Raw genomic sequence first — 11,435 nt, 5'->3', positions numbered from 1 at the left:
CCCCCGGAGACTGCCCCACAGCGACCTGGAGCTGTCGCTGCTCCCCTTCGGCCCCAAGGCCCTGGAGATGTTCCTGCACCTGGAACGACCCGCACCACCCGGCGCGCCGCCGGAAGGCGACGGCTACGAAACGATCGGGCAGTTCTACGCCGCCATCGAACAAGGGCTGCGCCACCTGTGCAAGCAGCTCGGCGAGCAGGCGGTCTTCAGAGGCGACCCCACTCGCCAGGTGAGCGCCGCGCACTTCCGGCACACCGCCGGACGGCTGACCGCGGTGGACGGTCTGGACTCCGCGCTGGCCGCGCTGGAGGAGATCGTCGAACAGGGCGAAGGCACCGCCAGAGGCGAGGTCTGGGACGGCGACCAGGACATCTTCCACCCCGAACGAGACGAGGTCGCCCACTACTACCGCTTCCAGGAGGTCGAACTCGGCCGCCGCTACCAGCGCGGCGACACCCCGCAATCCGGCCCCACCGGCGAGCCGATCCGGGTCGATCCGGCCGGCGTACGCCCGATGCGGCCCAACCCGCGACCCGCCGAACCCGGCAGCGCGCTCCACAGGGCGCAGGACGAGTTCAACCACACCTACTGCGCGATCCTGCACCTGCTGGAGCAGGCGTTCAACGGCAGCCCGAGGCTGCTCGCGGTCGCCACCGGCACCATGTACGCGCTCAAGGCCCAGGCACGGGCCCTGATGGGGATGGCCGACGGCGAGGGCAGCACGGCCGGCCCCACCTTCGAGTACGTGACGCCGGAACGCCGCCGGTGGGGCGTCGGCGACCGGCGGCGGATCGTCGTCCTGCGCGACGGCCCGTACGTCGTGTACGGCGGCGTCCCGCTCCGGCGCAAGCGCAAGATCGTCTCCTCCGCGAACGACGCGCTGACCTGGAGGACCGGCGACGCCATCGCGACCGAGGACACCTACGCGCTGTGCCGCTGCGGCCACTCGGGCTCCAAGCCGTTCTGCGACGGGACCCACGCCGTGATCGGCTTCGACGGCACGGAGAGCCCGGTCATGCGTCCGTACCGGGAACTGCAGCACGTGCACGACGGGGTGGGCATCTCGGCGCAGCGGGTGGGCGAGCTGTGCGTCCACGCCGCCTTCTGCATCGGCCGCACCAGGCCGATCGCCGAGATGCTCGCCGACACCGGCGACAGCGACGTGCGCTCGAACGTCATGGGCCGCATCGACCACTGCCCGTCCGGCTCCTACAGCTACGCGCTCGAACGCGGCGGCGACACCGTCGAGCCCGACCTCCCTCAGGCCGTCTCGGTCCTGGAGGAGGAGGACGGGCTGGCCGGCGCGTTGTGGGTCACCGGCCAGGTCCCGGTCGTGCGGGCCGACGGCCGGCCGCTGGAGACCCGCAACAGGATGACGCTGTGCCGCTGCGGCCATTCCGGCAACAAACCCCTGTGCGACGGCACCCACCGGGAGATCGGCTTCCGCGAGGAGACCCCGGTCCGAACAGACGAAGAAAGCACATCATGAGCAACACGTTGAACGGAAAAGTCGTCCTGGTCACTGGAGCCTCGTCGGGCATCGGCGAGGCCACCGCGCTGGCCCTGTCAGCGGAGGGGGCCCGGGTCGCGGTCGGGGGCCGGCGCGCCGACCGGCTGGAGGCCCTGGTGCGCAAGGCGCCCGGCGAGATGCTGGCCGTCGAACTGGACGTGACCGATCAGGAGTCGGTACGGGCGGCGGTCGCCAGGACCGTCGAGCACTTCGGCGCCCTGGACATCCTGGTGAACAACGCCGGGGTGATGCTCGCCGGTCCGATCGCGGGTGCGGACACCACGGAATGGACCCGCATGATCGACACCAACCTGCTCGGGTCGATGTACCTGGTCCACGCGGCGCTGCCGCACCTGCTGGAGCGCAAGGGCGCCGTCGTGCAGGTCTCCTCGACCTCGGGCCGGATCGCGTCGGCCGGCAACGGCGCCTACGCCGCGACCAAGTTCGGCGTCACCGCCTTCTCCGAGGCGCTGCGGCAGGAGGTCACCGCCCAGGGCGTGCGCGTCGTGGTCGTCGAGCCCGGCTTCGTCGCGACCGAGCTGACCGACCACATCACGGACCCCGCGATGCGGGCCGCCGCGCGGAGCATGGCCGCCTCCATGCGGACCCTGCAGCCCGATGACATCGCCAACGCCGTCGTGTACGCGGTCACGCAGCCGGAGCACGTCGCGGTGAACGAGATCCTCATCCGCCCGACCGACCAGACTCGCTAGACGATCGACGCCGGCCCGCGCGGGCGAGCGTCACGAAGCCGACGGCCGGACGGCCTGCCGGGCGACGTCGGCGGCGAGCAGTTCTTCCAGCTCCGCCGCAGGCGCGTCGTACGAGTTGCCGCGCGTGGCCTTCGCCCAGGCCGAGGATCTCGGAGATCCGGTGGTAGAGCGTCTCAGGACCGGCCGAGCGGTCCGTCGCTTCGGGCAACCAGGCTGCGAGCAGTCAGCAGGCGGCCGACCCAGCCGCAGACGTTGCCGGCCTCGTACCGCAGCCGGCCCGGGATGCGCAGGGGGCGGGAAGATCGGCCCTACCGCCAGCCCCTGATCACCTCTGGAGCCAACACCCGCCCGCCGGAGGCATTCACCTTGACCAGCCACGCACAGGCACACACTGTGAGTTGAACGATCCCGACTGAGGGGACAAATGCGTGTTCGGCTTAGGCTGGTTCGAGATATTGCTTCTCTTGTTCCTTGTGGTGGCTGTGGTGGTCGCCATCATGGTGCTACGGCGTCAGCGCAGATAGCCAAACCGCAGCGCACCGCCAGGATCGGCCACTTCGCCCGGTACGGCGTGAGCGGCGGCGACCGACACCGTGAACGGATTGGATCGCAGTCACACCACCGCCACAGCCCCTGGGCACCGAGCAAGCTCGCGCAGGCTCGGCTAACGACACGTTGGCGGGACGAGCGCTGACAACCCTGAAGTGCCTAGCGCTGCTTGAGGCGGAGTGCTTCCTTGCGGGTCTCGGCCTGGATGGACCGCTCGCGCTCCAGCCACTCCGGCTTCTCCGCCTTCAACGCATCGATCTCGGCGGTGGTGAGCGGGTCGGTGACCCCGCCTCTGGCCAGGCCGGAAATGGAGACCCCGAGCTTCGCGGCGATGACCTGCTTGGGGTGCGGGCCGTTGCGACGCAGGTCAGCGAGCCAGGCCGGTGGCGTCGCCTGCAACTCGTTCAGCTCGTCCCTGGAGACGACACCCGACTGGAACTCCGCGGGAGTGGCCGAGAGAAGGACACCCAGCTTCTTCGCCGCGGTCTCGGGCTTCATCGTCTGGATGGTCTTCGGTTTGGACGAGGTCATGCCGTCAAGCGTAGTCAGTCGGAACGGGTTCCCCTGACATCGGTACCCTGAGGAAGTGACTGATGAGGAGACCGGCAGGGCGTTCCGGCTGGCGTACGTGCCCGGGGTGACACCCGCGAAATGGGTCAACGTCTGGGCCGAGAGGATGCCCGGCGTGCCGGTCACCCTGATCACGGTTCCCGCCGACGAGGTGGTGGCACTCCTGCGGGACGGCGGCGCCGACGCCGCCTTCGTCAGGCTGCCGGTCGATCGGGACGGGCTCAGCGTGATCCCTCTCTACGTGGAGACCACGGTGGTCGTGGTGCCCAAGGACCACGCGGTGACCGCCGCCGACGAGGTGACCATCGCCGACCTGACCGACGACGAGGTCCTCCATCCTCTGGACGACACCATCGAGTGGACGGCCCGGCCCGGGCTGCCCGCGTTCACCCGCCCGGCCACCACGGCGAACGCCGTCGAGCTGGTAGCGGCCGGCACCGGGCTGCTCCTGGTCCCGCAGTCGCTGGCACGCCTGCACCACCGCAGGGATCTCACGTACCGGCCGGTGCCGGACGCGCCGCAGTCTCAGGTCGCGCTGGCCTGGCCCACGGCCGCGACCACCGACCTGGTGGAGGATTTCATCGGCATCGTCCGCGGCCGGACGGCGAACAGCTCGCGCGGCCGTACCCCTGCCTCCCCCGCGGAGAAGCCGGCACCGCGGAAGGGCCAGAAACCCGCACAGAACGGCGGCTCCGGCCGCCGGGCCGTACCAGCGAGCCGTAAGAACGTGCCGGCCAGCCGCAAGAAGAAGGGCCCCCGCCCCCGGTAACCCGCGCCCAGCCTCAGTCGAGTCACGTTGAGTGATCCGGGATGCGAGATTTCTCCCGCCAAGACGGATGAGGCTCACTGGCCCAAGATGTCGGCTCGGGTGCGCTCGGTGCTCTCTGGATGCAGGTGTCCACTGAAGCAGGCGCGATGAGCGGTGAGCTGGACGACCCGCGAGCTGTCGTTGCTCCGGACATCGATGACGACTCCGTCACCTCCCGGGCTGAGCGTCGTCGGCTGCAAGCAGTATTCGCAAGGCCACTGGAAGCTGTCGAGGTCCGGACGCCGGATGCTCAGACGAATCCAGGGAGGGTCCGTCCGCCATCTCCAGACCTGCTGAACGACTGCATCGACCTCTGCTCCGACAGGCGGAAACTCCTCACGCCTCGACGGCCCTGAACCGGTCACACTGCCCCCGGCGATCATGTCTACAGAACAGCCGACATCTTCGTCGCCGATGATCTCCGCCATGAGTCCCCAGGGCTCATGACTCAAAACTCTGATGCGTACGGGCTGGCCGGGCAGAAAGTTGACAGTTGGGTCGTCGAAGCGGTGCACACTCCCGATCTTCGCAAGTGTGCCTGCCGAACGCCATCCTGCCCCCTCAACGCGCGCTTATCGGCGTCGGATCGCTTGTTAGGCACGCCAGGAGAAGCCGGGATCTTAGGTGGTTCAAAATCTCGCCTCGACAAGCGTTCCGCCCGAATCCTCGACCGTCCCTGCTCGTCCCCGGCCGTTGCCACCCAGATAGGGCTGTCTCCTGGCGAACGGGCGGTGGCGGCGGCTTGGAGACGGCCGACAAGGCGCTCGACCAGGCGGCCAGTGACGTCGGTGGCGCGGCGGGACAATCATCCTCGGCCGCGAGGCCACCGGCTAACATCCGCAAGCCACTCGCGAACTGAGATCGAGGGGGCTCGTCGAGCAGCTGGGAGGCCACGCGAGCCGATGGCACGCAAGCTCCGGAACATGATCGCTGCGGGCCTTTTGATGCAGGTGGGCGGTACTGGGTTCGAACCAGTGACCCCTCGCTTGCAAGGAGGGCAAGATCGGTTTTGCATGCCGCTGACCTGGGGTCGCCCCTCGCCGCCGCCACCTCCTCAGAAGCGCCTGGTCGGAGCTAATGGCACGACGATCAAGCCCCCATCGGCCCGTGATCATGCCGCTTGACCAGGGCTTCCCCGTCGCGCTGGTGCCTCTGAATGGCACGCGAATGGCACGCCCGTACGGACGTACAGATCTTCCCGCCTAATCATCCCGTCCGCCCTGGCCCGCTCGGCCTGTCCCGGGTCGATGGCGGAAGGGATGATCAGGTTTCCCCCTCAACCACCTACGGACTCCAGGACTGGACGGCGATCATCCCGGAGCCGGAGGACCCCGCCGGAGGCATTGAATTCAGCGGCCCACGATGCACGGGCATGTGCCGTCGTCATGCTTGTAGTCGTAGTACCTCGGATGCCCGCAGTAGCAGATGCTGGTCCACATGCGGTCCGGGTCACTGGACTGCTCGGGTCCGGCTCCGCATGCGGGGCAGGCAGAAGGTTCGTCGTCCGCCACATGAGGCGACTCGTCCATGACGGCACTGTACGGCGCGGCGGCGTGCCGATGGTCGGCGCGTTCGTGGGTACGGCGCGGTGGTCGTGCGGCGATGCCCCGCGCGACGCCTGCGCCGCGACCGGCCCCCAGGCCGCAGCGCGGCGCAGAGACGTCGGCGCGGGGCGTACGGCGGCGCGGCGCGCCGCCGCTTGAAATCCGTGCCGCATCCGGGGCGCTGGCGAGGAGAAGCCGGAGGAGCGGCCGGTCCTGACCGTGGCGAAGGTCTTCGAGCTGGCCGACCTGATGCCTGTACGCCTGCGTGCCCTGGTCCTCCTCGCCACCTTCGCCAGCCTGCGTTGGGGCGAAGTAGCGGCCCTGCGGCGCATGGACCTGGACCTCGCTGCCCGGACTGTCAGCGTTCGGCAACAGCATGTCGAACTCGACACCGGTGAACTCCTCGTCGGCCCACCCAAGTTTCGCGCGGGAGTCCGTACGGTCGCCATCCCGGAGGCGATCATCCCGGCCCTCCGCGATCACCTCGACCAGTTCACCGACCCAGAACCCGACGCGCTGATCTTCACCGGATCACGAGGCGGCATCCTTCGCCGCAGCAACTTCCGGCGCGCGGCCAAGTGGGACAAGAGCACAAGCAAGATCGGCGTCCCTGGCCTGCACTTCCACGAACCTCCGGCACACCGGCAACACGATCGCCGCCAGCTCCGGCGCGAGCCTCAAAGACCTCATGCAACGGATGGGACACGACTCCGTCCGCGCCGCGCTGATCTACCAACACAGCACGGCAGAGGCAGACCGCAAGATCGCCGATTCCATGAACGACAAGATCAACCAGAGCAACCCCGACGACGAAGATGGATCTTCAGGAGTGCTCGCCCGCGTGACCTAATGGCACGTTAATGGCACGACAGCCCCGTAGCATGATCGCTGCGGGGCTTCTCGACGCAGGTGGGCGGTACTGGGTTCGAACCAGTGACCCCTCGCTTGTAAGGCGAGTGCTCTACCGCTGAGCTAACCGCCCCTGATCGGCACTACACCTTACGACACCAGCGGACCCGATCGCACATCCATTACCCACCCGGGCCCCAGCTCAGGCCGCCCGGCCGCGCGCCAGCCCAGGAGGGAGGCCCCGAGCATGCCGGCGTCCACCCCCAGCGCCGCCGGGATGAGCGGGGGCGCGTCGCGGAAGGCCAGGCGCTTGACCAGGCGGGTGCGGACCGGGTCGAAGAGGGCCGGGCCCGCTTCGGCCAGGCCGCCGCCGAGGACGATCACCGAGGGGTCCAGCAGCAGCGTGTACGTGGCCAGCGCCAGCGACAGCGCCTCCACCGCCTCGTCCCAGACCTCGATGGCGATCGGGTCGTCCGAGGAGACCACCTGCTCGGCCTTGACGCCCTCCAGGCCCGCCCGCAGGCTGTAGCGGCGGCCCACCGAGGCGGCCGAGGCGTACGTCTCCAGGCAGCCGAACTGGCCGCACGCGCACTGCTCCCCGTCGGGGAAGACGGGGGTGTGGCCGATCTCGCCGGCCCAGCCGGAGGAGCCGCCGTACGGCTCGCCGTGGATGATCGAGGCGCCGGCGATGCCGGTGCCGATCGGCAGGAACAGGAAGTCGGTAAGGCCCCGGCCCGCGCCGAGGATGCTCTCGGCGAGCCCCCCGGTGCGTACGTCGTGTCCCAGCAGCACCGGGATGTCCAGGGTGGTGAAGTCCGTGGCGGGAACGTCGCGCCAGCCCAGGTTCGCGGCGTAGAGGGCGGAGTTGCCGGACACCAGGCCCGGCACGGCCAGGCCCACGCCCGCCGGTACGCCGTCGCCCGAGGCGGCCAGATGGCTGATGAAGTCGGAGATGGCGGCCACCACCGCCTCCGGGCCCTCCGCCCGGGGCGTCGGACGCCGCTCGCTCAGCAGGACCGCACCGGACTCGCTGACCAGGCCGCCCTTCATGGACGTGCCACCGACGTCGAGCGCGACGACGAACGAACTCATAGCGGACACGGGAAGAGACGATAGCGCAGCTCAGCAAATGTCTGGATAGGCGGGCTGAGGAACACCTCAGTGGGCCAGGAGTCGCCCCCCGCACCCTGGCCGCACAGGCCCAGGAGTCGCCCCCCGCATCCAGACCGCACAGGCCCAGGAGTCGCCCCCGCAACCAGGCCGCACAGGCAGCGCGGGGCCGCCTCAGCGGCTCTCACGGCGCCGCAACCCCCAGCACGCACTCTCCGGCCGTTCCCCGTCCCAGCCGGCCCCCAGAGCCCTCTCAGGCCCGTCCGAGCACCCGGTTGAGCGCCGCCTCCACCTCAGCGGAGAGCCCGGGCGGCGGCGCCACGGACGCGGTGAGCGCCTCAGAACGCGCCATCCGCACCGCCCCGCAGGACCGGCACTCCACCTCGCCGAGCCGGCAGATCAGCGCGGTCGACGCGCAGGTGGAGCACGTGTCCAGGTCGAGGTCGTGCATCCGTTGACAGTCCGGGCAGATCAACACCTGGGCCTCGTTGCGCACCCCGCGCTGCCACGGGCTGGCGCCGCGCACCGGGTCGGTCTGCCGGGCCCCGCAGCGGTAGCAGGGCATCGTTCCCTCCGAAGTTATGAAATGTCGGCGAGTGCCTTGACGTAGTCGGCGACGTCACGTGCCGAAGAGATCGGATTGATCACCGACCACCGGATCACGCCGTCGCCGTCGATGATGAAGGTCCCCCGCAAAGCGAGCCCCTTCGCCTCATCGAACACACCGTACGCCCGCGCGACCTGTCCGTGTGGCCAGAAATCAGAGAGCAGCGCGAACGTGTAACCCTCGCGATCCGCCCAGGCACGATGCGTGAAGACGGAGTCGACCGACACGGTCAGCACCTGTGCGTCGAGCGGCTGGTCGCGCAGCGCGGACAGCTCGCCGTGGCAGATCCCGCTGAAGGCAAGCGGGTAGAAGACCAGCACGACCTTCCTACCCCTGAACTGAGCCAGGCTCACCGGGGTGCCGTGCTGGTCCTGCAGCTCGAAATCCGGAGCCAGGGCGCCGACCTCGGCAGGATGTGCGTTCACAGGCATCATCCTGCCGCATGGCAGGCGCTCGGGCTCCCTACCGTCGGCCCTTGGGCGCGACGAGCCTGGTCCCGGACCAGTCGGGTGCGGCGGAGACGCTGCTGGTCTGCGAAAGACCCGCCGTAGTGGCATCCTCCCCGATGTCGCTCGGCTCCACGTGGCCGTCGCGCCCGGCCTTGGGAGTGAGCAGCCAGATCTGGCCGGCGTCGGCGAGTGCTCGCATGGCGTTGGTGAGAGCGTCGAAGAGATCCCCGTCCTCGTCGCGCCACCAAAGCAGCACCACGTCGACGACGTCGTCGCTCTCCTCGTCCAGCAGCTCGTTGCCGGTCAGGTTCTCGATGGAGTCGCGAAGCTCGTCGTCGACGTCCTCGTCCCAACCGATCTCCTGCACCACCTGACCCGGCTTGAGGCCGAGTCGTTCGGCCAGGCCGCGCTCGCCCTGCGCCTGACCCGCGGTCGCGCTCACGTTTATCCCTCCTGCTTGAGTGGCCCCGCTTATGCGGTTTATCGCTTCGGCACAGTCCACACGCTGTGACCCTCAGTCGTCAACGGTCGCCACGGGTACGGCCGTAGTCGGCCAGAATCAATGCGACAAAAACGACAGGCGTACCTGGCGTTGCGTGTTGTCGACGTTCAGGTCCACAAGTGCCACGGACTGCCAGGTGCCCAGCGCCATTCGCCCGCCCAGCACGGGAATCGTGGCGTAGGGCGGAACCAGCGCGGGCATGACGTGTGACCTGCCGTGACCCCGCGAGCCGTGCGCGTGACGCCAGCGGTCGTCGGCCGGCAACAGGTCGCGCAGCGCGGCGATCAGGTCGTCGTCGCTCCCCGAGCCGAGCTCGAGCAGCGCGACGCCGGCCGTCGCGTGCGGCACGAAGACGTGCAACAGCCCGTCCTCGCCCTGCGCGCGCACGAACTCGGCGCATTCGGCCGTGATGTCGTGCACCGTCTCCCGTGAACCAGTGGCCACAGAGATGAGTTCAGATCTCACAGGCCGAATCCTACTTAGGCACGACGACCGCATCCGGGCCCGGAAACACCAGCCCCGTATGCCCGTCGTCGAACCGCACCATGTACGGGGGCCCGCCGTCCATGCCTTGGACCTCCGTGATCACACCGCTCCGGTCCCTATCTCCAACGGTATTCCCGTGCACCAGGAGCCGGTCGCCTACCGTCGCGTTCATACCTTCCACATTGGTACCTCGAAAGCCTCAGGAAAAGGCCGATTGCCAAGAAGGAGGATTTTTTGCTCCCTCCACAGGGGGAGGAGAAAAGATGACCAAAACGTTACGCTGCGCAGATGTGGCGTTTCGGCCTCCGCGGCAGGATGGCGGCCTCGTACGTGCTCGTCACCGCCACCGCGGTGCTGCTGGTCGAGGCCGTGATCGTCGGCTTGGTGCTGATCCCGCAGGCCAACGCCTCCGATCTGGCGTCCGTGCTGCAGGAGCAGGCGGCCAGTGACACGAAGGTGCTCAGCCTGGAGGCGGCCAGGCTCGCCGCGGCCGATCCCGGGCTGTCCGCAGGTGAGCTCCTGGCGCAGGCGACGGCCGAGTCGGGCGGCCGGACGATCGTCGGCGGCGCCCGGCCGCCCGAGCCGGGCTACGCCATGCTGGAGATGCTGGTCGGCTCCGACGGGGAGATCGTCGCCAGCTCCGCTCCCGGCATCTACCCGCCCGGCGGCACGCTGGACGTCCCCCTGCCCCACCGCGAGCGCGGCGGCGCGAGCAGGACGCGGGCGGGACCGGCGACCTGGCACTTCAGCCCCGTGATCATGAGGTCGGCGGACGGCTTCGCCACCCTCGGCCACGTGTACGTCCAGGCCCCCGACGACGCCGCCCCCGCGGGACTCCGGCCGGAGGCGCTGCTGTCGCTGATCGTCCCGGGCGTGCTCGTGCTCGCGCTGGTGGTGCCGGTGGGGCTGGTGTTCGGCCTGCTCAGCACCCGCAGGCTGACGAGCAGGGTGCGCAGGCTGGCCGGTGTCACGACGGCGGTGGCGGCCGGCGACTTCCGGCCCAGGGTGGCGGTCTCGGGCGCCGACGAGGTGAGCACGCTGGAGCATTCGTTCAACGTCATGACCGACCGGCTCGGCGCGGCCGTGGAGGCGGCGCGGCTGACCGCGCGGACCGAGGCCCGCCAGGCCGAGCGCGGCCGGATCGCCAGGGAGCTGCACGATTCGATCTCTCAAGACCTGTTCTCGCTGAGCCTGCTGGCCGCCGGCATGAGCAGGGCTGCGCCGGAGGAGCTGCGCGGGCAGGCCGAGGCGATGGAGCGGGCCGCCGCCCGCGCGATGCGCGAGATGCGGGCGCTGCTGCTGGAGCTGCGGCCGGTCGCGCTGGAGGACGCGGGCCTGCTGCCCGCGCTGGAGGAGCTCTGCCACGCCTACGAGACGCGGCTCGGCATCAAGGTCGAGGCGGTGCTGGCGGAGGTCGCGCTGGTCCCCCTGGCCGAGCACGCCGTCCTGCGCCTCGTGCAGGAGGCGCTCGGGAACGCGGTCAAGCACGCGAACCCCGCCACGATCGAGGTACGGCTGAGCGCCCGCGACGACGTGATCACCGTCGCGGTCTCGGACGACGGCGCCGGATTCGATCCGGAGGACGTCTCCGCCCGGCACGGGATGGGCCTGGCGCTGATGCGCGAGCGCGTGACGGAGCTCGCCGGCCGGCTGGACGTCCGCAGCGGCGCCGCCGGCACCACGGTGACCGCGACCTTCAGCACGTCGGCGGTCGCCCTGATCCCACCGACCCTGATCC

The 11,435-nt window shown here is 69.7% G+C and carries 14 protein-coding genes and 1 tRNA gene; 5 read left to right on the top strand and 10 right to left on the bottom strand.

Annotated elements, in window-relative coordinates; all coding sequences use genetic code 11:
- Nucleotides 1–1,489 (top strand): CDGSH iron-sulfur domain-containing protein (locus ETD85_RS54400; protein WP_138697708.1); only part of this gene is annotated, 1,489 nt, incomplete at its 5' end.
- A complete protein-coding gene (locus tag ETD85_RS54395; protein ID WP_138697707.1) occupies nucleotides 1,486–2,223 on the top strand; it encodes an SDR family NAD(P)-dependent oxidoreductase in 738 nt (245 codons plus the stop codon). The genes ETD85_RS54400 and ETD85_RS54395, both read left to right, overlap by 4 nt.
- A gap of 708 nt (nucleotides 2,224–2,931) precedes the next feature.
- On the opposite strand, the gene ETD85_RS54385 is transcribed toward ETD85_RS54395, so the two are convergent.
- Nucleotides 2,932–3,303 carry a DUF5997 family protein gene (locus ETD85_RS54385; protein WP_138697706.1) on the bottom strand — a complete coding sequence of 124 codons (372 nt, stop codon included), beginning with the start codon at nucleotides 3,301–3,303 and terminating at the stop codon, nucleotides 2,932–2,934.
- Between the two features lie 55 nt (nucleotides 3,304–3,358).
- On the opposite strand from ETD85_RS54385, the gene ETD85_RS54380 reads away from it, so the two are divergent.
- Nucleotides 3,359–4,111, top strand: coding sequence for a LysR family substrate-binding domain-containing protein (locus ETD85_RS54380; RefSeq protein WP_138697705.1), 753 nt, complete (start codon nucleotides 3,359–3,361; stop codon nucleotides 4,109–4,111).
- A 74-nt stretch (nucleotides 4,112–4,185) separates the two neighbouring features.
- Here ETD85_RS54380 and ETD85_RS54375 read toward each other — a convergent pair whose 3' ends face one another.
- Nucleotides 4,186–4,665 (bottom strand): hypothetical protein, encoded by a 480-nt coding sequence (locus tag ETD85_RS54375; RefSeq protein ID WP_138697704.1) that lies wholly within the window; start codon nucleotides 4,663–4,665, stop codon nucleotides 4,186–4,188.
- 834 nt (nucleotides 4,666–5,499) lie between these two features.
- On the bottom strand, nucleotides 5,500–6,177 hold the full coding sequence (locus tag ETD85_RS64000) for a hypothetical protein (RefSeq protein ID WP_170247354.1): 678 nt from the start codon (nucleotides 6,175–6,177) through the stop codon (nucleotides 5,500–5,502).
- A 214-nt stretch (nucleotides 6,178–6,391) separates the two neighbouring features.
- Here ETD85_RS64000 and ETD85_RS63995 point away from each other — a divergent pair, with 214 nt between their 5' ends.
- Nucleotides 6,392–6,544, top strand: a complete 153-nt coding sequence (locus ETD85_RS63995) for an integrase (protein ID WP_170247353.1) — start codon at nucleotides 6,392–6,394, stop codon at nucleotides 6,542–6,544.
- A 60-nt stretch (nucleotides 6,545–6,604) separates the two neighbouring features.
- Here the strand turns inward: ETD85_RS63995 and ETD85_RS54360 are convergent.
- The 7 genes from ETD85_RS54360 to ETD85_RS54330 all read right to left on the bottom strand — a co-directional run bounded on the left by ETD85_RS54360 (nucleotide 6,605) and on the right by ETD85_RS54330 (nucleotide 9,869).
- Nucleotides 6,605–6,676 (bottom strand) — tRNA-Val (locus ETD85_RS54360).
- A 17-nt stretch (nucleotides 6,677–6,693) separates the two neighbouring features.
- Nucleotides 6,694–7,635, bottom strand: coding sequence for an ROK family protein (locus ETD85_RS54355; RefSeq protein WP_138697701.1), 942 nt, complete (start codon nucleotides 7,633–7,635; stop codon nucleotides 6,694–6,696).
- Between the two features lie 271 nt (nucleotides 7,636–7,906).
- On the bottom strand, nucleotides 7,907–8,218 hold the full coding sequence (locus tag ETD85_RS54350; protein ID WP_138697700.1) for a hypothetical protein: 312 nt from the start codon (nucleotides 8,216–8,218) through the stop codon (nucleotides 7,907–7,909).
- Nucleotides 8,219–8,232: 14 nt separating this feature from the next.
- Nucleotides 8,233–8,691 (bottom strand): peroxiredoxin, encoded by a 459-nt coding sequence (locus tag ETD85_RS54345; protein ID WP_138697709.1) that lies wholly within the window; start codon nucleotides 8,689–8,691, stop codon nucleotides 8,233–8,235.
- A gap of 31 nt (nucleotides 8,692–8,722) precedes the next feature.
- A complete protein-coding gene (locus ETD85_RS54340) occupies nucleotides 8,723–9,151 on the bottom strand; it encodes a DUF3052 domain-containing protein (RefSeq protein WP_138697699.1) in 429 nt (142 codons plus the stop codon).
- A gap of 117 nt (nucleotides 9,152–9,268) precedes the next feature.
- Nucleotides 9,269–9,676, bottom strand: a complete 408-nt coding sequence (locus ETD85_RS54335) for a secondary thiamine-phosphate synthase enzyme YjbQ (RefSeq protein WP_138697698.1) — start codon at nucleotides 9,674–9,676, stop codon at nucleotides 9,269–9,271.
- 10 nt (nucleotides 9,677–9,686) lie between these two features.
- A complete protein-coding gene (locus ETD85_RS54330; protein WP_138697697.1) occupies nucleotides 9,687–9,869 on the bottom strand; it encodes a DUF1918 domain-containing protein in 183 nt (60 codons plus the stop codon).
- Nucleotides 9,870–9,985: 116 nt separating this feature from the next.
- Here ETD85_RS54330 and ETD85_RS54325 point away from each other — a divergent pair.
- The coding region (locus ETD85_RS54325; protein ID WP_138697696.1) for a sensor histidine kinase at nucleotides 9,986–11,435 on the top strand (1,450 nt) is incomplete at its 3' end.

Source organism: Nonomuraea zeae, from assembly GCF_005889725.1.
Lineage (GTDB): Bacteria > Actinomycetota > Actinomycetes > Streptosporangiales > Streptosporangiaceae > Nonomuraea > Nonomuraea zeae.
Note: the sequence above shows the minus strand (reverse complement) of the source record. Positions and strands in the feature narration are given on the sequence as shown.

Excerpts from the sequence above, each read along its gene's own strand:
- ETD85_RS54395 (WP_138697707.1), top strand. The coding sequence starts at position 1,486 with ATGAGCAACACGTTGAACGGAAAAGTCGTCCTGGTCACTGGAGCCTCG.
- ETD85_RS54385 (WP_138697706.1), bottom strand. The coding sequence starts at position 3,303 with ATGACCTCGTCCAAACCGAAGACCATCCAGACGATGAAGCCCGAGACC.
- ETD85_RS63995 (WP_170247353.1), top strand. The coding sequence starts at position 6,392 with ATGGGACACGACTCCGTCCGCGCCGCGCTGATCTACCAACACAGCACG.
- ETD85_RS54355 (WP_138697701.1), bottom strand. The coding sequence starts at position 7,635 with ATGAGTTCGTTCGTCGTCGCGCTCGACGTCGGTGGCACGTCCATGAAG.
- ETD85_RS54350 (WP_138697700.1), bottom strand. The coding sequence starts at position 8,218 with ATGCCCTGCTACCGCTGCGGGGCCCGGCAGACCGACCCGGTGCGCGGC.
- ETD85_RS54345 (WP_138697709.1), bottom strand. The coding sequence starts at position 8,691 with ATGCCTGTGAACGCACATCCTGCCGAGGTCGGCGCCCTGGCTCCGGAT.
- ETD85_RS54330 (WP_138697697.1), bottom strand. The coding sequence starts at position 9,869 with ATGAACGCGACGGTAGGCGACCGGCTCCTGGTGCACGGGAATACCGTT.